Source organism: Nonomuraea sp. NPDC001636 (assembly GCF_040298265.1).
In the GTDB taxonomy this organism is placed as follows: Bacteria; Actinomycetota; Actinomycetes; order Streptosporangiales; family Streptosporangiaceae; genus Nonomuraea.
The window spans coordinates 127,130-146,852 of sequence record NZ_JBEOZT010000008.1; the positions used below are offsets into that span (position 1 = coordinate 127,130).

15 protein-coding genes are annotated in these 19,723 nt (G+C 74.4%); 4 read left to right on the plus strand and 11 right to left on the minus strand.

Translation table 11 applies throughout. The features are described from left to right. Positions 1-29: 29 nt before the first annotated feature. From ABT158_RS17935 to ABT158_RS17950, 4 genes are read right to left on the minus strand one after another with little or no spacing between them, the layout of a single operon-like run. The gene (locus ABT158_RS17935; RefSeq protein ID WP_352354502.1) at positions 30-272 is read right to left on the minus strand and encodes an acyl carrier protein; all 243 of its coding nucleotides are present in this window, start codon (positions 270-272) and stop codon (positions 30-32) included. Further along, positions 269-1,711, minus strand: coding sequence for an amino acid adenylation domain-containing protein (locus ABT158_RS17940; RefSeq protein ID WP_352354504.1), 1,443 nt, complete (start codon positions 1,709-1,711; stop codon positions 269-271). The genes ABT158_RS17935 and ABT158_RS17940 overlap by 4 nt, the downstream gene beginning before the upstream one ends. Continuing rightward, positions 1,708-5,424, minus strand: coding sequence for a type I polyketide synthase (locus ABT158_RS17945; RefSeq protein WP_352354506.1), 3,717 nt, complete (start codon positions 5,422-5,424; stop codon positions 1,708-1,710). Before ABT158_RS17945 ends, ABT158_RS17940 begins: the two co-directional genes overlap by 4 nt. Further along, a complete protein-coding gene (locus tag ABT158_RS17950; protein ID WP_352354508.1) occupies positions 5,417-9,085 on the minus strand; it encodes a non-ribosomal peptide synthetase in 3,669 nt (1,222 codons plus the stop codon). Before ABT158_RS17950 ends, ABT158_RS17945 begins: the two co-directional genes overlap by 8 nt. Before the next feature lie 245 nt (positions 9,086-9,330). Between ABT158_RS17950 and ABT158_RS17955 the strand changes: the two genes are divergently transcribed. Together ABT158_RS17955 and ABT158_RS17960 are read left to right on the plus strand one after the other, a co-directional pair. Then, complete coding sequence (locus ABT158_RS17955; RefSeq protein ID WP_352354510.1) at positions 9,331-10,017, plus strand: hypothetical protein; 687 nt, start codon at positions 9,331-9,333, stop codon at positions 10,015-10,017. A 204-nt stretch (positions 10,018-10,221) separates the two neighbouring features. Next, positions 10,222-11,487, plus strand: a complete 1,266-nt coding sequence (locus ABT158_RS17960) for a valine--pyruvate transaminase (RefSeq protein WP_352354512.1) — start codon at positions 10,222-10,224, stop codon at positions 11,485-11,487. A 12-nt stretch (positions 11,488-11,499) separates the two neighbouring features. Here ABT158_RS17960 and ABT158_RS17965 read toward each other — a convergent pair whose 3' ends face one another. From ABT158_RS17965 to bla, 3 genes are all read right to left on the minus strand, one after another. Beyond that, positions 11,500-12,438: a hypothetical protein gene (locus ABT158_RS17965; protein ID WP_352354514.1), complete on the minus strand. Its 939-nt coding sequence runs from the start codon at positions 12,436-12,438 to the stop codon at positions 11,500-11,502. Positions 12,439-12,547: 109 nt separating this feature from the next. After that, the gene (locus tag ABT158_RS17970; protein WP_352354516.1) at positions 12,548-13,147 is read right to left on the minus strand and encodes a GNAT family N-acetyltransferase; all 600 of its coding nucleotides are present in this window, start codon (positions 13,145-13,147) and stop codon (positions 12,548-12,550) included. A gap of 96 nt (positions 13,148-13,243) precedes the next feature. Further along, the gene (gene bla, locus ABT158_RS17975; RefSeq protein ID WP_352354518.1) at positions 13,244-14,215 is read right to left on the minus strand and encodes a class A beta-lactamase; all 972 of its coding nucleotides are present in this window, start codon (positions 14,213-14,215) and stop codon (positions 13,244-13,246) included. A gap of 257 nt (positions 14,216-14,472) precedes the next feature. Between bla and ABT158_RS17980 the strand changes: the two genes are divergently transcribed. Then, entirely contained in the window at positions 14,473-15,516 is a 1,044-nt protein-coding gene (locus tag ABT158_RS17980; RefSeq protein WP_352354520.1) for an ArsR/SmtB family transcription factor, read from the plus strand. 90 nt (positions 15,517-15,606) lie between these two features. Beyond that, complete coding sequence (locus ABT158_RS17985) at positions 15,607-16,137, plus strand: hypothetical protein (RefSeq protein WP_352354522.1); 531 nt, start codon at positions 15,607-15,609, stop codon at positions 16,135-16,137. Between the two features lie 101 nt (positions 16,138-16,238). Here the strand turns inward: ABT158_RS17985 and ABT158_RS17990 are convergent, their stop codons facing one another. The 4 genes from ABT158_RS17990 to ABT158_RS18005 all read right to left on the minus strand — a co-directional run bounded on the left by ABT158_RS17990 (position 16,239) and on the right by ABT158_RS18005 (position 19,665). Beyond that, positions 16,239-16,856 carry a hypothetical protein gene (locus ABT158_RS17990; protein WP_352354524.1) on the minus strand — a complete coding sequence of 206 codons (618 nt, stop codon included), beginning with the start codon at positions 16,854-16,856 and terminating at the stop codon, positions 16,239-16,241. Further along, entirely contained in the window at positions 16,844-17,425 is a 582-nt protein-coding gene (locus tag ABT158_RS17995) for an RNA polymerase sigma factor (RefSeq protein ID WP_352354526.1), read from the minus strand. The genes ABT158_RS17990 and ABT158_RS17995 overlap by 13 nt, the downstream gene beginning before the upstream one ends. Positions 17,426-17,719: 294 nt before the next feature. Beyond that, on the minus strand, positions 17,720-18,424 hold the full coding sequence (locus ABT158_RS18000; protein ID WP_352354528.1) for a response regulator: 705 nt from the start codon (positions 18,422-18,424) through the stop codon (positions 17,720-17,722). Beyond that, the gene (locus tag ABT158_RS18005; RefSeq protein ID WP_352354530.1) at positions 18,421-19,665 is read right to left on the minus strand and encodes a sensor histidine kinase; all 1,245 of its coding nucleotides are present in this window, start codon (positions 19,663-19,665) and stop codon (positions 18,421-18,423) included. The genes ABT158_RS18000 and ABT158_RS18005 overlap by 4 nt, the downstream gene beginning before the upstream one ends. Positions 19,666-19,723 lie beyond the last annotated feature (58 nt).

Below are 19,723 nucleotides of genomic sequence, written 5' to 3' on the forward strand. Positions count from 1 at the left end.
GGCCCGGCACCAGGCCCTGCCCGCCCGCATCACCGACCCCGGCCCGTACCCCGCGGGCCGGCGACGAGGGCGGTCAGGGCCTCGGGCGTCGGATGGTCCTGGACGGCGGACACCGGAAGACGGACGCCGCACACCTCCTCGACCCGCTGGACGATGCGGGTGGCCGCCAGCGAGTGGCCGCCGAGGTCGAAGAAGTCGGACCGGGGGCCGACGTCGTCCACCATGAGGACCTCACGCCAGATCTCCACCATGCCGGTCAGGGGGATGGTCATCGCCCGCTCCTCTTCTGCTCCTGCGCCAGCCGGCGCCGTACTCCGGGCCGGTCGATCTTGCCGTTGGGCGTCAACGGGATCCCCGGACCGGGCACGACCCGGGTGGGGATGGCGCTCTCCGGCAGGTCCGCCGACATGAAACGCCGCAGTTCCCCCACGGTGGGGCACGGCCCGGACACCACGACGAGCGCGCCGAGGGCCCGCGTGTCGCCGACGGTGGCGACGGCCGCCTGGCGGACGCGCGGATGGCGCAGCAGCGCGGCCTCGATCTCGGCGGCCTCGACGCGCACCCCGCGCACCTGGAGCTGACCGTCGTCCATCCGCCCCTGGAACTCCAGCTCGCCGCGGGCGTTCGCGGCGGCCAGGTCGCCCGTCCGGTACCAGCGGCCGGGCAGGCCGGGCAGGGTGACGAAGCGGCGGGCGGTCTCCTCGGGCCTGCGATGGTAGCCGAGCGCGAGCACCGTGCCGCCGATGTGGACCTCCCCGGTGCTCCCGGCCGGCACGGGCCGCCCCCGCGGGTCCACCAGGACGACGCGGGCGCCGTCGATCGGCCGGCCGATGGGCGGCAGACCCGAGTCCGGCACCCGTCCGACGGGGTGCCAGGTGGCGCAGACGGTCGCCTCGGCGGGCCCGTAGTGGTTGACCAGGTTCCAGCCCCGGGGGAGCCGGCGCAGGCGCAGCGCGTCACCGCCGGTGAGCATCGTGCGCCAGGGGATGTCGTCGTCGGCGTCCAGTTCGACGATCATCTCGGCGAGCGGGGTGGGGGCGAACAGGATGTCGATCGCCCGCTCGCGGCCGAACTCGACCAGCTCCACGGGCGAGACCCGCACCTCGTCGGGAGCCACCACGAGCGTGCCTCCGGCGCACAGACAGGGCCAGATCTCCCATACGGCCGCGTCGAACCCCAGGCCGGCGGTGTGCAGCTGACGGGTGTGCGGGCCCGTCCGGTAGGTGCGGTGGTGCCAGGAGACCAGGTTGGCCAGGCTCTCGTGGCCGACCAGGACCCCCTTGGGCGTCCCGGTGGTCCCCGAGGTGTGCACGATGTAGGCGGCCAGGGCCGGGGCCCGCCGGAACTCCGTCCCGCCCCGGTCGAGCTCACCGGGCGTGCGGCCGGAGCGGCCGGACACCAGGATCGTGCCCGGCCCCATCTGGTCGAGGAGGGCCTGTTGCCGCCGCCGGGGGAGCGCCGCGTCCATGGGCGCGTACGGGCGGCCGGACAACATGGCCGCCAGCGCGGCGACCACGAAGTCGCGCCCGCGCGGCAGGCGCACGCAGACCGGCGCGCCCGGCGGTCCCGCCCGGTCCAGGGCCGCGGCGCCGCTGACGGCGCGCCTGAGCAGCTCGCCGTACGTGAGGCCGCCGCGGTCGTCCTCGATCGCGACGCGGCCGGGATGGGCGGCGGCGATCCGCGACACCATGTCGGGCACGGTCACGTTCATGGGTGGCTCACCTCTCGGGTGGTCGGGGGCAGGACGTCCTGTACGGCGCGGGCGATCGCGGCGGCCCCCTCGTCGGTCAGCACGCTCCAGTGGTCGCCGGGGATCGGCCGCACCCGTACGCCGGCCGGGTACAGGGACGAGAGCCACCGTTCCAGCCACCGGCAGCGGCGCGGCGAGGCGCCGGCCCGCAGGACGACCGCCGGGCAGGGCGCCGGGCGGGGGCGGTGGAGGAGGAGCGCGCGCAGGTTGCGGCGGTAGACCCCCGCGAGGTCGAACCCGTCGCCGGACGCCTCGACGAGCCCGGCGATGCGCCGCCCGGCCTCGGTGTCGGCCTCGGAAGTGGCCTCGGTGGTGGTCACGGTGGCGGCCTCGGTGGCGGCTCCGCCGGGGCTGCGGCGGGCACGGCGCAGGTGGCGCAGGTGGGTCAGCGCGTCGGCCAGGTGGCGGGGGTGGGCGCCCACGGGGATGCCGGGCCCTGGTGGCGGATGCCCGTCCACGCAGATCAGGAGGGCGACCGGGTCGCCGTCCCGGGTCAGTTGCCTGGCCATCTCGTGGGCCACGACCGCCCCCATCGACCAGCCGAGCAGGATGACGGGCCGCCCGTCCGGCCGTACCCGCCGGAGCTGTCGTACGTGGCCGGCGGCCAGGGCCTCGACCGTGCCGGGGTGGCGGGTCCCGGCGACGAGCCCGGGGGTGTCGAAGGCGTGGCAGGTCCGGCCGGTCAGGGCGCCGGCCAGCGGCCGGTAGGCGAGCGAGCTGCCCGACGCGGGCGGCACCAGGAAGATCGGGTCGGGCGACGTGCCCCGGGCGAGGAGCGTGGGCCCGGCGTCCGGCCCGTCGCCGGGGGAGGGCCGGTCGGCGAGGTCGATCAGCTGCCCGGAGCTGGGGCGTTCGGCGAGGTCGAGCAGGTGGCCGAAGGTGGGGCGTTCGGCGAGGACGCCGACCGGGATCTCGGCCCCCAGCCGCTCCCGCGCGGCGGCGGCCAGCCGGACCAGGCCCAGGGACTCGCCGCCCAGCCGGTAGAAGTCGTCCTCGGGGGAGACCGCGTCCACGCCGAGCGCGTCCCGCCACAGGTCCTCCAAGGACGTGCGGGAGGCGTCCGGCCGGTCGTGGGAGGCCGGGGGCGGTGGGAGCGGGGTGGCGTCGTCCGGCGTGACCGGGTCGAACGGCGGAGCCGGGAGCGAGCGTCGCCGCCAGGCCCCGGCGTCGTCCCGGTCGGGGGCGTCCCGGTCGGGGGCGTCCTGGTCGGAGGCGTCCACGTCCGGCCAGTTCACGGGGGTGCCGTGGGCCCACAGGGAGCCGAGCGCGTCGAGCACGCCGGTCCGGTCCGTGCCGTGGCGGCCGGGGAGGGCGACGGCCGCGAGATCCGCGTTCCAGAACGGATGGCGCCGCAGGGAGGCCGTCGTCGCGGTCCCCGCGCCCAGTTCGGCGAACAGTTCGGCCGGGCCGGACAGCAGGTTGCCCACGCAGGCGCGCATCCGGACGGTGCCGCACAGCTGCGCCACCCAGTAGCCGGGATCGGCCGCGGTCCCGGCGTCCAGGGGCTCGCCGGTGAGGCCGGACAGCACGGTGAAGTCGAGGCCGCCCCGCACGGGCGTCCTGGCCACGGCCCGCGACAGCGCGTCGGCGGCCGCGCGCATGGACGGGGAATGGAAGGCGTGGCCCGTACGCAGCGGCGCGTGGGCCACTCCGGCGGCCGCCAGCTCCGCGCGCAGCCGCTCGATACGTTCGCGCGGGCCGGCCAGGACCGTGCGGCCGACGTCCTCGACCGCCACCGACAGGCTGGTGTCCCGCCCGAAGCCGGGCACCGCCTCCGCCACCCGGTCGAGCGGCAGATCGACGGCCAGCATCCGGCCGGGCGGGCAGGCGCGCATCGCGGTCGCGCGCTCCGCCACCAGGACGAGGGCGTCCTCGAACGTCCACAGCCCGGCGGCGGCCACCGCGGTGTACTCGCCCAGGCTGGAGCCCAGCGCGGCGACCGGCCGCAGGCCCCAGTCCACGAGCTGGCGCGCGATCCCGTAGCCGAGCACGAACAGGTTCACCTGCTGGACGAGCGTGTCGTCGCCGCCGTCCCGGCCCAGGACGTCCGGGTCGAGCCCGAGCCGCTCCGCGAGGACGGGCCGGGCACGCGCGTCGGCCTCCCGCACGGCCGGCAGGCAGGCGCGCAGCGCCTCGGCGGCGCCGCCGGCCCGCGGACCGCCCTGGCCGGGGAACAGCAGCGCGACCCGCCCGGCGTCCCGCGCCCGCAGCGGAGTGGTCTCCCTGGCCAGCTCGCGGACGGCCGCCTCCGGGGTCTCGGCCACCACCGCCCGCCGCAGGGGCAGTTCGCGGCGGCCGAGGCTCAGCGTGCGGGCGGCGTCCGGCAACGAGGGGGCGTCCGCGGCGCCGAGCCGGTCGGCGAGGTCCTTGCGGTAGGCGGACAGCGAAGTCCCGCTGTGCGCCGACAGGCACAGCACCCGCGGCCCGGGACGGGGCGTGCCCGCCGTCGGCGCCGGCGGCGAGGCGAGCACGACGTGGACGTTGGTCCCGCCCATGCCGAGCGAGCTCACCCCGGCCAGCGCGGGGCCGGGCCACGGCCGCCGCTCCGTCACGACGTGGAAGGGGCCGCCGTCCAGGCCCAGGTCCGGGTTGGGGCGCTCGAAGTGCGCGTTCGGGACGATCTCCGCGTGCCGGAGCATCAGCGCGGTCTTGATGAGGCCCGCGACGCCGCTCGCCGCGCCCGTGTGCCCGATGTTGCCCTTGACCGAGCCGAGGCCGCAGAACCCGGTCCGCCCGGTGTGCGCGCGGAACGCCTCGGTCAGGGCCGCCACCTCGACGGGGTCGCCGAGCCGGGTCCCGGTGCCGTGCGCCTCGACGTAGGACACCTCGGCCGGATCGACGCCCGCCGCGTCGAGGGCGCGCGCCGTCACGTCCCGCTGCCCCTGCACGGACGGAGCGGTGAAGCCCACCTTGCGGGCGCCGTCGTTGTTGACCGCCGACCCGCGGACGACGGCGACGATCTCGTGCCGCTCGCGCAGGGCGTCCTCCAGCCGCCTCAGCACCACGACGCCCACGCCGTCGGCGGGCACGGTGCCGCCGGCTCCGGCGTCGAAGGGCCGGCAGTAGCCGTCGGGCGAGAGCACGTCGCCCTCGGCGTGCCGGTAGCCGCCCGCCGGATGGACGCCGATGCGCACGCCCCCGGCCAGCGCCACGTCGCACTCGCCGTCGCGCAGGCTCCGGCACGCCAGGTGCACGGCCAGCAGCGAGGTCGAGCACGCCGACTGCACCGTGATCGCCGGCCCGCGCAGGCCGAGTTTGTAGGCGACCCGGGTGGCCAGCATGTCCTTGTCCCAGGCGGTCTCCGGAGCGCCGTCCTTGACCAGGGGAGGGTCGCAGCCGCCGAAGACGCCGATCGCGCCGTCGAAGCGGTCCGGGTCGAGGGCGGCGTCGTCGAGCGCGAGCGAGGCCGTCTCCAGGAACACCCGCTGCTGCGGATCCATGGACGCGGCCTCGGCCCGGCTGTAGCCGAAGGAGCGCCAGTCGAACAGGGCCGCCCCCGGCATGACGCCGTACGCCGCGACGAACCCCTCGCCGGACGGGTCCGCGCCGCCGCGCGGGGCCGGGCGGCGCTCGATCGTGTCGGCGCCGGTGCGCAGGTTGTGCCAGAACTGCCGCACGTCCGCCGCGCCGGGGAAGCGGCAGGCCATGCCCACGACGGCGATCAGGTCAGGCATGCCCGCCTCCTCCGACGGCCGCCGCCACGCCGTCCGCGGCCAGGCGGGCGGCTAGGGAGCGCACGGTCGGGCAGGCGAAGAAGACCGTCACGGGCACCTCGGCGCCGAGTTCGTCCTCCAGCCGTACCTGGACGCGGGTGAGCAGGCCGGAGTCGCCGCCGGCCTCGAAGAAGTTGTCGTCCACGCCGATCTGCGGCCGGCGCAACACCTCCCGCCACACGCCCAGGACGTGCTCCTCCAGCGCCGCCGCCGGCCCGCCCGAGAGGCCGGCGCCTGCCGCGTCCGCCCGTGGCGGGGCGGCCGCCGGCGGGTCGCCGGGTCTCAGCGGCGTGGTCCGGCCCCGGGCGAGGTCGTCCAGGGCCGCGGCGACGAGCCGCGCCAGGCGGGCCGCGTCGCCTTCGTCCAGCAGGCCGCCCCGGCACGTGATCGTCCCGTCCAGGCCGCCGTCCGCGGCCGCCCAGACCGTGATCATGACGGGGTGGGCGGCATGCGGCCGGATCTCCGGGAAGCGCAGCCTGGTCAACGGGCGCCCGCCCAGCTCGGCCGGCTCGCCGGCGTCGCCGGTCTCGAAGGCGAGCAGGACCTCGCAGAACGGCGCCGCGTCCAGCCGCCGGGCCGGCCGCAGCCGGGCCACGACCCGCTCGTAGGGCACGTGCTGGTCGTCGACGGCTTCGGCGATCTGGTCACGCAGGACGGCGACCAGCTCGTCCGGCGTGCCGGCCGGCCCGGTGCGGGACCGCAGGACCACCAGGTTGACGCACGGCCCGACGGCCTCGGCGAGCGCGGGATCGGCCCGGTTCTCGGCGGGCACGCCGAAGGTGACGTCGTCGCGTCCGGTCCAGCGGTGCAGAGCGGCGGCCACGGCGCCGGCCACCACCGTGAACGGGGTGGCCCGCAGCCGCCGCCCGGCGGCGCGCAGCTCCTCACCTCCCACCGGCGGCAGCGGAACCGTGACGGGCTCCGCGCCGGGATGTGCGGACGGCCGCAGGATCGTGCTCGGCGCGCCGGCGAGGCGCCGTCCGGCACGGGCGAGCGCGGCCTCGTCGTCCCCGGCGAGCTCGGCCGCCGCGACGTCGCGGAACTGCGGCCCCTCCCACGGCGGCGGTGCGGCGCCCGCCAGCGCGGCCGCGTAGCAGCGGCCGAGGTCGCGCATGAGGACGCGCACCGACCCCCCGTCGGTGACCAGGTGGTGCTGGCGCAGCACCAGCACGTCGTCCCCGGCGGCGGGCCGCAGGACGGCCAGGTGCAGCAGCCGTCCCGCGGCCGGGTCCAGAGCGGGAGCCCCGGCCACCCACCGCGCGACGTCGTCCGGGGACACCTCCCGCGCCCGGATCTCCCGCACGTCCACGTCCGGCTGCCAGGGTTCGCCGACGAGCTGGCGCAGCCCGTGCTCGCCGGAGCAGAAGCGGGTGCGGAGGACCTCGTGCCGCCCGGTCAGCTCGGCCGCGGCCCGGCGCAGCGCGCCGTCGTCCAGCCGCCCGGCCGCGCGCCAGGCGACGGTTTCCTGGTAGGAGCCGGGCAGCAGGCGGTCGGCCAGGTGGATCTGCCGCTGGGTGGCCGAGGCCGGCGACTCGTCCGCGCCCGTCTTGCGCAGGTCGGCGGCGTTCTCGGCGAGCGCCTCGACGTCGAGCTTGCCGTTGACGGTCAGGGGCAGGCCGGGCACGGTGGCGTAGGCGTGCGGGATCATGTACGGCGGCAGCCGTTCGGCCAGGTGGCCGGCCAGCTCGTCGGGCGTCGGCGGCGCGCCCGAGAGCACCAGGTAGGCCGCGATCCTGCCCTCGGAGCCGCCCTCCAGCAGCACGGCCGCGTCGCCGACGCCGGGGTGCTCGCGGAGCCGGGCGGCGATCTCGCCCGGTTCGATCCGGTAGCCGTGCCACTGGAACTGGTCGTCCACGCGGCGCAGGTAGAGCAGGCCGCCGTCGGGGCCGAGGCGGGCCAGGTCGCCGGTCCGCAGGAGCACGTCCGCGCCGAACGCGTCCCGCACGAACCGTTCCCGGTCCAGCTCCGGCCGGCGCAGGTACCCCGCGGCGACGCCCGCTCCGCCGAGCCACATCTCGCCGGTCGCGCCCTCCGGGACGAGCCGCCGTCCGGTACGCGGGTCCACCAGGTGCACGCTGGTGTGCGGGAGGGGGTGGCCGATCGGGCTGACGTCCCGTTCGCAGTCCTCGGCGGTCACCTCGTGGATCGTGGCGTGGACGGTGGCCTCGGTGATCCCGTACAGGTTGACCAGCCGCACGCCCTGATGGCGGCGGCGCCAGTCGCGCAACCGGGGCGGGTCCAGCCGCTCGCCGCCGAACAGCACGCACCTCAGGTCCGGCAGCGGCTTGGGGTCGGCGTCGTCCACGGCGACGAGCCGGGCGAAGGCCGACGGCGTCTGGTTGAGGACGGTGACGCGCTCGCGCAGCAGCGTCTCGCGCAGCGCCCAGGGGTTCTGGACGTCCCCGTCCGGCATGACGACCAGCCGGCCGCCGGTGGCCAGGCAGCAGAAGATCTCCCAGACCGACATGTCGAAGGCGCAGGAGTGGAACTGCGCCCACACGTCGCGCGGTGAGAAGTCGAAGGGGAAGTGCGGGCCCGAGATCCGGGACACCACGTTGGCATGGGTGACCAGGACGCCCTTCGGCTGCCCCGTCGTGCCCGAGGTGTACAGGCAGTAGGCGGGCGACGATCCCGGGAGCTCCGCGAGCGGGCCGTTCCCGTTCCCGGACGGCCCGGCCGCCGCACGGAGGGCGTCGAGCGTGACGGCGCTGTTCTCCCCGGACGGGGTCTCCTCGACCAGGAGCCGGCTGCGGCTGTCCTGGAGGATGAACGAGGCCCGGGAGCCGGGATGGCGGGGATCGATCGGGACGTACCAGGCGCCCGCCAGGAGCGTGCCGAGGATGGCCTCCACGGTGGCGGGGGCGGGCGGCAGCCTGAGGGCGACGGGATCTCCCGGGCGGACCCCCATCGCGGCCAGACCGCCCGCGATCCGGGTGGCCCGTCGCCACAGCTCGCCGTACGTGACGCGCTCGCCGTCCCCGACGACCGCCACCGCGTCCGGCTGTGCCTCGGCCCGTGCCCGGACGAGGCCGTGGACGGTCGCGCCGGACGCCGCCCGCGCCGCCGGAGCCGGATCCGGGCGGGGCACGAGGTCGAGGTCGCCCAGCCGCAGGTCCGGCGATCCGGCCACCGTGTCCAGCAGCGCGCCCAGGTGGCCGGTCAGCTGTCCGACGCGTTCCGTGGCCGGGCGGGGGCCGGACACGCCCAGCCAGGCCCGTGGCCGTCCGTCCTCCAGGGCCAGGCGCACGTGCAGCGGGCCCGATGCGTTCCGGCCGGGGCCGGCCGTCCGTACCGTGAGGGTGCCGGGCGGCGGGGAGAGCGCGGGGCACTCCGACACCTCCCGGCACAGCCGGGAGAACGGGACGTCCACCCCGACCCGCACCTCGATCGTCCGCGGCGGGCCGTCGCCGGGGCGGTGCAGGGCGAGCCGCACGCCGCCGTCCGCGCCGTACAGGGACAGCAGGGCGGCGAGGCCCGCCACGAGGAGGACCGCCGGCTCCGGCGCCGCGTCCGGCGGAACGGGGATCGGCCGTTCCACGGTCGTCTCGTGCAGTCCCGGGGAGGCGTCGCCGCCCACTTCTGCCAGGAACGCCTCGATCCCTTCCTGCGGTCGTCGTGTCACTGGGAGCTCCCGTTCGACTGGTCAGGTGGTCGCGTGAGCGTCTGCTCGCGTGATCGTGCCGGCTTGCTCGTCCGATCGCCTGCTCGCGGAATCCGCGGGCCGGGCGCCGCCCCTACCCGGCCCTCCACGGGGGCACACGGCGACCGCCGCGCACGTCAGAGCCCTGTCACAGCACCATCAGCCGCACGTCAGGCCGGGTTGGCAGGAGGGAGGCAGACGCACGTCCCATCGACGAGGGGAGAACCATGTACACCGACTTCGAGCCGACCCCCCTGGCGGGCCAGGCCGTACGGCGGCTGCGGCAGATGCGCGACGACAACCCCGTGCGCAACCGGTTCCTCGACCGCCTGGACGCCGGGACGCTCACGATGGACCACGTCAGGCAGCTCGTGGGCGTGACCCACAAGTGCCACCCCGCCGAGATCACGGCGTTCGCCACGCTGATCGCCCGCGACCCGCACCCGCTCGCGGTCGAGTTCTTCGACGGCATGCTCGGCCTGATCCACCGTGCCCGGCCCAAGCTGCGCAAGGTGATGGCCGCCCTGGACCTCGACGAGGAACGCCTGCACCGCTGGCCGGCCGACCCCGCCGCCTACCAGGTGGCCGGGACGTGGGGCTGGCTCGGCCTCCTCGGCACCCAGGCCGACGCCGCGCTCGCCCTGTACTGGGACATGGTCCGCTACTTCCCCGACAGCGACGAGATGCTCGCCCGCCTGTCCAAGACCGGGCTCGACGTGCCGGAGGAGTTCGTCGTCTACTACGGCGGCGGGCAGTCCGACGAGCTCGAACGGCAGGCGCTGACGGTGGCCGAGCACGGCCTGCGGCGCGGACAGAGCGCGGACGACGCCGTGTTCGCCGCCCGCCTGATGGAGGAGAGCATCGGCCAGTACTGGGCCGCGGCGGCCGCCGACCCGTACGAGCCCCGGCCCTGATCCCGGCGATCCCTTCTCGGAGGCGCGGCTCTCCGCCCCGCGGCCTGGATCTTCGTGCGCGACGCCCGGCGGCGCGCTCCGCCCGTGCCGGCGCACGTCGTCACCGTCTTGTGCGGCGACGACTAATGCGGTGGACTCGCTTGATCACGACAAACCGCGGGTGTGTGCCGGCGGCGGGCCAGATCCGAGAAGGGACACGCAAGAATGAAGTTATCGCGGAGCGGCCAGAAGATGTCTGACATGTCGGGCCTGCGGAGCATCATGGAGGACGTCGCGACCTCCACCGCCTCGGGCGCGTCCGACTGGCTGAACCTGAGCATCGGCAACCCCGCCCAGATCAAAGAGGTCATCGACGCCTGGCGGGACCTGACCGCGACCGTCGTGGCCGAGGACTTCGCCGCGACCAGCAGCCGCTACGGGCCCTCGCGCGGCATGCCCACCCTGGTCGAGGAGATCGTCACCTCCTTCAACGCCCGGTACGGCTGGGGCATCACGGCCGACAACGTCGTGGTGGGACCGGGCAGCCAGATGCTCTTCTTCATCGCCACCGCGCTGTTCTCCGGCCAGACCGCCGACGGCTCGTTCCAGCGCGTGGTCCTGCCCATGACCCCCGACTACCCCGGCTACCTGGGCCTGTCCACTGACCCCGACGGCGTGACCGGCATCGCCCCCGAGATCGAGCTGACCGGCGACAGGTCCTTCCGCTACGCCTTCGACTTCGAGGCGGTGGAACGCTGCCCCGAGGTCGGCATGCTGCTGCTGTCCAGCCCCAGCAACCCGACCGGCCGCAGCATCGACGGCGACGAGCTCGCCCGGCTGCTCGACGTGGCCCGGCGGCGTGACGTGCCGCTGATCGTCGACCACGCCTACGGCGCCCCCTTCCCCCGCGTCGCCGCCTCCCGGGTGGCCCCGCAGTGGGACGACCACCTGATCAACTGCTTCACCCTGTCCAAGGCGGGCATGCCCGCAGAACGCGTCGGATTCGCGATCGGGCCGTCCCGGTACGTCCGCGCGATGGTGTCGTTCATGGCCAACTCCGTCCTGCACGCGCCGCAGCTCATGCAGCGGGTGGCGGCCAGGGCGCTGGCCTCGGGGCTGCTGGACCGGCTCGCCGCCACGGTGATCAACCCGTTCTACCGAGCCCGCCGCCTGTACGCCGAGCGCCTGCTGGCCGACCTCCTGCCCGAGTCCGTCACCTGGCGGCTGCACGCCGGGGAGGGCGGCATGTTCTGCTGGTTGTGGATCGATCACGACTGGTTCGACGACATGGCCCTGTACCGGCTGATGAAGACCAAGAAGGTCTTCGTCGTCCCCGGCCGCCACTTCTTCGCGACCCCGACGCCGGACGCCGCGGCCGCGGCCCACGCCAGGCGGTGCTTCCGGATCAGCCTCACCGCCGACGAACCCGTGATCGCCGAGGGCGTCGGAAGGATCGCCGAAGGGCTCCTGGAGCTGCGCCGCGGCTCCTGAAGGCGCGCGCCGCTACGGCACGGCGGGCACGGCGGGCGCGGTGTTGGTCCAGCCGACCTCGAGCATGGTGTCGGTCGTGGCCTCGTTGAGGGACAACTTGCCACTGATCGCGGTCGTCAGGCTCTTGGACAGCAGCAGCATCGTGCCGGTGTCCACGATCAGGCCGGTCTGCTCCTTGATCGTCAGTCCGTTCTTCTGCACGACCTCCGGATGGTCGATCGACAGCGCCGCGCCGGCCCTGCCCATGCCGTCCTTGGACTGTCCCTGCGAACGGACCGCGGGCATCGTCAGCAGGACCTGGTAGGCCGCGGCGCGGACGTTCTTGGGCGCCGGAAGCCGATAAAGCATCTCCGGCAGCGCCCCGGTGACGAACTGGTCCATGTCGTTCTGCTTGACCCGTGAGACCCGCCCGGCCTCGGAGAGCCAGGACTTCAGGCCGTTCGGGTCCGCGGGCAGCCGCTGGACCTCGTCGTACGTCAGCCACTGCCCGGCCAGAGAGAACTTGTCGTTGTTGCCGCGCACGGGCACGACGTGGCCCTTGTCCGGCTCGGTGGACAGCTTCACGACCTGGCCGTCGGCCGTGCGGGTCCACTTGGCCGGCGAACCGTCGCGGCGCCACGCCTTCCGGTCCGCCGCACTCTTCGGGTACGCCCCCGCCTTCCGGTATCCGAGCCACGCCTTGCCGTCGGGCGCGGTCCAGTCCTCGATGAGCTCCTGCTCCACCACCCAGTAGCGATTCGCGCCGCTGCCCATCTGGCGCGGACCGGTGCGCTGGGACAGTACCCTCGTATGCCAGTAGGCGCCTTCCGCCGGAGCCGACGCGGCGGCCGCGAGCTGTGTCCGCGATGCCTTCACCACACTCGGCGGGCCCAGCAGGGCGGCGACGCCCACGGCGGCCAGACCGGTGCCGACGGCGATCAGCGGCCGGACCCGTGCGGTCGCGAGCTTCATGTCTTGCCTCCAGAGGTCGGGAAGTGATGTCCCCACCCCATACGCGTGAGCGCCGCACAAGGTTGCCTGCGACGCCCGCGCCGGATTCCGTGCGGCTTCGACCGGGCCCTCAGCCCTCGGGGTCGCGCAGGCCGACGCAGTCGAGGGCCCAGAAGGTCTCTGAGTAGACGAACGTGCCCGTCATCCACGGCTCGTGCGCGGACAGCCGGGCGACCTGGAACGCGGCTTCAGGGATACGCAGCGACGGCGAACGGAAGCCCGCTGCGACGGCACCCTCGAAGCCGCGCGTGCCGTAGTAACGCGGCGAACCCTCCAGGAACACCAACGGCACGCCCTGGCTGTCGGCCGCGTCGAGGGCGTGCGCGATGAGCCGGGTGCCGATCCCCTGGCGCTGGAACTCCGGGACCACGCCCAGCGGCGACAGGGACAGGACGTCCACGATCCGGCGCGGAGCGTCCAACCGGCCGGCACTCAGCAGGACATGCCCCACGACCCGGGCATCGACGGTGGCGACGAAGGACATCGGCGCCAGCGGGGCCTCCGCGACGCGCAGCGCCTCCACGAGCCCGGGAACCCGCTCGCCGTCACCGAAGGCGCGTGTGTGGACCTCCCGGACGTCCTGGTGATCGTCGGCGGTCTCTCGCCGGATCACCAGCCCGGCACCGTCGGGAGCGGTCCGGGAGCCTTCGGACGCATCGGATGACGTCATGGCCGCGAGGGTAGATCACGGGACGGCTCCTGCGCGAGGCAATTACCGCCAGGCCGTCACTACCGGAGCAGCCCGGACCGACCAGCCACGTTCACGCTACTCGGCGAGGCCGAGCCCGCGCACCAGCACGGTGGCCGCCTTGGCGATCACGCTGTTGTCCATGGTCGCGGCCGGGTCGGTGCGATTGGTGTAGATCGCGATGATCACCGGCGCGCCGGAGGGCGGCCAGGCGACGGCGATGTCGTTGCCCGGCGCGTACGCGCCGATGCCGCCCCCGGTCTTGTCGCCGACGATCCAGTCCCGCGGCACCCCGGCGCGGATGCGCTCGGCGCCGGTGACGCTCGCCCGCAGCCAGTCGTTCAGCCGCTGCCGGTCCTCGGGGACGAGCGCGCCGCCCAGGCTGAGCTTCTGCAGGTCGCGGGCCATGAACGCGGGCTTGACGGTGTCGCGCTTCTCGCCCGGCTGCCAGTCGTTGAGTTCCGGCTCCCAGCGGTCGAGCCGCCCGACCGGGTCCCCGAGCGAGCGGTAGTAGCGGGTCAGCCCCGCGGGTCCGCCGATCTGCTTGAGCAGCACGTTCGCCGCGGTGTTGTCGCTGACGGTGACGGCCGCGTGGCACAGCCGGTCCGCGGTCATGCCGTTCCTGACGTTCTCCGGCAGTCCGCTGATCGGCGAGTTCGCGACCACGTCCTCGGCCGTCCAGTGCAGCGTGCGGTCTAGCAGGCCGGGATCGGTCGTGCGGGCCTTGTTCAGGATGGCGCCGCACAGGATGGCCTTGAAGGTGGAGGCGCTGGCGAACCGTTCGCCGCCGCGGTAGGAGACGGTCTTCCCGGTGCCGGTGTCGATCGCGTAGGCCCCGATGCGTCCCTGGTAGGAGTCCTCCAGCGCGCGCAGTCGCTTCTTGACGCCGGCCGTCCCGCTCTCCGGCTGCGCGGCCGCACCGGCGGACGCCGAGCGCGTGTCGGCCCCCGCCGAGCCCGCCAGCCCGACGACGGCCGCCATCGCCGTGGAGGTCGCCAGCACGGAGGCGCCGAGCCTGGCACGCAGCCCTCCGTAAGGAACGTCTCTCATCCCGACTCCCCGATCTCGATCCGGATCTTCCTGAGCGCGACCAGAAGACCAGAGGCGGCAGCGGCATGTCCAATAGCGATATGAGAGCCAGGATCATAAGGATCCGGATATCCACCCTGGTGATCGCTGCGCGCACCCCGACGCTCACGGCCGACTGGCCCGCAGTTCGCCGGCCTCCGTGGGGCCTGAGCCGTGCCTCCTCGGCCGGGCCCCGGCTGCGTGACCGGACACGGTGCGGGGATGATGGGATCGGTCCCATGCCCACAGTGATCACTGGCCTCGACCGGTGCATGCAGGCGGGGTCCCTGCTGCCGGCGGTATCGGCGATGACCGAGTTCGGCTCGGCGCTGCATGTCCTGCGCGACCCCGGTCACCACGGCCTGGAGGACTGGGCGGCGAAGATCCTCACGGCGATGAGCCCTGACCTGGCGGCCTGGACCCGATCGTGGTGGTGGACGGCGCAGGCCATCAGGGCGACGCCGTTCGTCACCCCCGAGCCCCCGGCGGAGAGCTTCGACGACCGGCTCGAACAGCTGCGTGCCATGCCCGCCCAGGAGCTGGCAGGTCAGTTGCTGCGGCCGATCGCTCCCTCGGGCGACCGGCAGGTGGCGCTCCAGTGGTCGCGCGCGCGAGATCCGGCGGTGGCGGCCCGCGTCGAAGCGCTCGTCCAGCGGCCGCGGGAGGCGGCCGCGGATTTCGTCTCGTTCCTGCGTCGCAGCCGGCAGGAGTGGTTCGAGGCCGAGTGGACCCGGATCCGGCCGGTGCTGGCCGGGCGGGCGCGACGCTTCGCCGACCTGGCCTCCCGGCAGGGGCCCGGCCCCGCGCTCGCCGCCCTCGACCCCTCGATGGAGCTCGCTCCGGCCGGGGTGGCCGTACGCATCGCCAAGATCCAGGCCGCCCGTCATGACGTGTCCCGGCGCGGGCTGGTCGTCGCGCCCAGCACCTTCATCCGTCCCCACCTGTACGTGGCCGACGTTCCCGGCCGGCCGCTCCTTCTCCTCCACCCCGTCGACGCCGGCCTCCCCGTGCCCTCCGCCGCCGTGGTGCGGCGACGGCTGGAGGCCCTCGCCCACCAGGGCCGCCTGGAGGTCGCCCGGGCGATCGCCACCGAACCGCGGACGGCCGGCGAGATCGCGATGTTGTGGAACGTCGACCCGACCCAGGTGAACCGGCACCTGCGCGCCCTGACCGCGGCGGGACTGGCCACCACGGCCCGTCAGGGACGCTTCGTGCGGTACCGGCTCGCCGCCGACGTCCTGGAGGAGCTCGGCAAGGACGTGCTGTCGCTGCTGCTGCGCTGAGCACGATTGATCGGATTCGTCAGCCCGCTGGCCGGACGGCCGCGGTGGTGCTGAAGTCCCTCCCAACCACTTCATCGAGGGAGAACCACCGTGACGATCCTGTCCCCGGAAGAGGCGATCGGCCGCCTGAGCGCCGATCGGGACATCCTCCTCGCTCGCGTCACCGGACTCACCGAGCAGCAGCTCGACGCCGACCATCTGGTGGATTCCGGCCCGCTCGGCGACTTCTGCCGTTCCTTGCACGACCTCATCGCACACGTCCTGATGTGGGACGAGATCAACCTGGCGGTGCTGACGGAAGCCGCCGCCGGCCGGCCGCACTGGAGCCTCGATCCACGATGGGAGGACCCCGCCGTCGGGCAGGCGCTGAACCTCGGCGGCGTGGAAGCGGGCCGGCACCTCCCGGCCTCGCTGCTCCTGCATCGGTTCGGGGCGGTGCATGACGCGATCCTGACGGACCTGAGCCGGTACGGCGCGGAGTCCTGGGACGCGCCCGGGCTCGGCGCGGTGGTGCAGAGGGCGTGGACCGTGCCCGGGAACCCGGCGTACTGGCACGCCGCCATCCACCTCGGCCAACTGCCGTCCACCCCGCCTGCCGCCGGCCACCGGCCGCGAGGATGAGGCGCCGTGGCCAGGTCCCGTCGAGCACACCCGACGTGGCCGGTCGTTTCCCGCCGGTCAGAGCACGCGGCGGAGCGGTGGTGAACCGGCCGCGGCGGCCTTCACCGAGCGCCCGCGACGGGCGTGCACGGCTTCACGGGGGTGCCCGCCTCGGCCAGCCAGGCGCCGAGTTGCCAGGGCGCCTCCGGGTTCCCGTTGTCGCGGAACTCCACCACGAGCGTCTCGTCCGGCTTGATGTACCGCGGGAAGATCTGGATCGTCCGGACGGACTTCACCCGGGTGGCCTTGTACGATCGCGACTCCTCCACCCGCGAACGCAGCTCGCTCGCGTTGGAGGCGGGTTCCCCGCCGTAGGTGCGGTCCACGCCGGTGAATCGCGGGCCCGCGCACCGCGTGGCCGGGGCCAGGAAGGTCACGTCGGCCTTGATGCCCACCGCATCGAGCTTGGCCTCCAGGCCGGCGGGATCACGCAGCTCGTTGACGGTGACCTCGACCGTGCCGTCCGGGCCTCTGGTCACCGCGTGGGCGGCGGGCCCGGTTCCGACGACCAACGGTGTGATCGTGATCGCCGCCGCGACTCCGGCCGCGATCAGCAGCCGAGGGCCGGTGACGACGCGTCGCCGCGGGTGCATCCCGTGGAGCAGCCGCTGCCGTGCTCCGGCGAGTTCGTCCGGGGTGGCGGGGGGGACGGTCTGCCACATGGCTTTCAGGGCGTCCATCGGCGTTCTCCTTCTCTGCCCAGGGCTTGCCGGATCTGAAGACGGGCCCGGTTGAGTCGCGAGGCGACGGTTCCCGGCGGGATGGCCAGCGCGTCGGCCACCTCCTGGTAGCTCAGCTCGGCCCAGGCGACGAGCAGCAGCACGTCACGGTCGGCCGGTGCGAGTTCCATCAGGGCCAGCGCCAGCGGGCGGTTGACGGCCAGGGTGTTGACCTCGTCCTCGACCCGGGAGCCGGACAGCTCCGCCGGATGCACGCCGCTGCGCACGTACGCGCGGTAGAGGCTCATCTCGGTACGCCGCCGGCGGCCGATCAGGTTGGAGGCGATGCCGTACAGCCACGGTCGGGCGTCGGGGCGATTCCTGTCGTAGCCGCCGCGGTGCTGGAAGGCGGCCAGAAAGGTGTCGGCCACGACGTCCTCCGCCTCGCTGGGGCCCAGGCGTCTGGTCACGTAGCGGTGCAGGAGCGGCGCGTGCCGGTCGAACAGCGTGGCGAAGAGCTCGGGTTCGTTCAGCGATCTCTCGATGAGGAGCGCGTCGTCGACCTCGACTGCTTCGCGAGGGATTGTCATGCATACCGACCTTTCCTGGCGTATGCGGTCACCTGTACTTACCGCGCCAGGCCGAAATCCTTCACGGGGAAATGTGGGCGGTGCACGTGCACAGTGGTTCGGCGAAGAGCCCGGGGGCCAGGTGCAGACGTACGCATTCGGGTGACCAGCGGAAACGCGATGCAAGCCGTGGATGTGCCGGACGGGCAGGTACGACTGCTCGCGATCGCGGCCAACTGGTCCCCGAGGGGACGGGCCTCCGTCTGGACGTTCGAGGTGGGGCAGGTGCGCGTGTGCCGGCTTCTCGGCACCCTTTCAACTCGGCGTTCTCCAGTTTCCGTGCGCCGGGAGGTCGGAGCGGGGGACGACGAGGCCGCTCTCGTAGGCGAAGACGATCGCCTGGGCACGGTCGCGGAGATCGAGCTTGGCCAGGATGCGGCCGATGTGCGTCTTGACGGTCTGCTCGGCGACGATCAGGGCCGCGGCGATCTCGGCGTTGGACAGGCCGCGAGCCACGTGCACAAGCACCTCGGACTCCCGCTCGGTTAGCGACTGCACCCGGGGTGCGGCGCCCGGCAGCGCGGGCCGGCACCGGGCGATCTCCTCGATGAGCCGCCGGGTCACCGAGGGAGCGAGCAGGGCGTCGCCGGCCGCCACCACCCGCACGGCCGAGACCAGGTCCGCGGGCGGCGCCTCCTTCAGCAGGAACCCGCTGGCGCCTGCGCGCAGCGCCTCGTAGACGTAGTCGTCCAGGTCGAAGGTGGTCAGCATCACCACACGCGGCCTGTACTGGCCGCCGGGCGGCGCCAGGAGCAGCCGGGCCGCCCGCAGGCCGTCCATGCCGGGCATGCGGACGTCCATGAGGACGACGTCGGGCCGCAGCCGCCTTGCCCGGTCCACCGCCTGCTCGCCGTCGGCCGCGTCACCGACGACCTCGATGTCCGGTTCGGCGGCCAGCAGGGCGCCGAAGCCCGCCCGGACCATCGCGTGGTCGTCGGCGACGAGCACCCGGATCGTCATGGGTGCTCCTCCTCGTGTCCGGCCTGCACCAGGGGTAACGTCAGCTCGACCCGGAACCCGCCCCGTGGCGTCGGGCCGGTCAGCAGGACGCCGCCCACCATGGCGGCCCGTTCGCGCATCCCGGCCAGCCCGTGACCGGTGCCCGCGGGCTCGGCGAGCGCGCGCGCCGCGCCCGCAGGCGGCGCGTTCTCGACCACGACCCGCAGCCCGGACCCGTTCCCGGTGACGGCCACGGCCGTGGCGGCGCCCGGCGCGTGCCGGATCACGTTGCTGAGCGCCTCCTGCACGATCCGGTAGACCGGCAGCTCCACGCCTGGAGGCACGTGCGCGGGCAGGCCGCTCACCGTCAGCTCGACGGGTGTGCCGGCCCGCCTGGCGCTCTCCGCCAGCACGTCCAGCTGGTCGAGGCCGGGCAGCGGGGCGCGCGGCGGCAGCGCGTCGTCGCTGCGCAGCACGCCCAGCAGGCGCCGCATCTCGGCCAGTGACTGCCGGGCCGCCGCCCCGATGGAGTCGAACTCCCGCTCGGCGTCGGCGGGCACCCCGCCGAGCCTGCGCGCCGCGCTGGCGGCCTGTACGGCGATCACCGACATGTGGTGCGCCACCACGTCGTGCATCTCCCTGGCGATCCTGGTCCGTTCCTCCAGCAGCTCGCGCCGGGCCCGTTCGGCCGCGCTGACCTGTTCCTGTTCGGCGACCCGCGCCCGGGCCCGGCGGCGCCAGCGCACGTTGTCGCCGACGATCAGCGGCACCGGCACGACGGCCGCCACGAGCTGCAGCGCCACGGCCCGCTCCGTGGACGACATGGGCACCAGTGACACGTCCGCCAGCGCGCCGAGCAGGGACAGCGCCCACACGGCCGCCAGCATCCATCGCGGCCGGTGCTGCGCCAGCACGAACAGCACGATCAGGTAGGCGACCACGGGCATCGGCAGCCACGGCCACGGATTGTTCGCCGGCGGCGGCGCGACCAGCAGCGGCGTGACCAGCATCCCGGCGTAGAGCAGCAGCCAGGCGGTCACCGGCCGGTGGCGGCAGATCGTCACCGGAGCCGCGCAGGCGGCCGCGAGCGCCACCGTCAGCTCGACCGGAGCGCCGTAGACGGTGGCGAGCATCCCCACGTTCATGGCGAACATGAAGCAGGCGATCACCCAGGGCGCTCCGGCCCGCACTCGCGCGAACCGGAGCGCGGACAGGACCGCCGTTCCGGCCGGGGCCGGGGCCGGGGTGAAGGCGCGCGACATGCCATCACCGTAGCCGTCGGCCTTCGCGCACGGATCAGCCTCAGAGCCGACTTCGGGC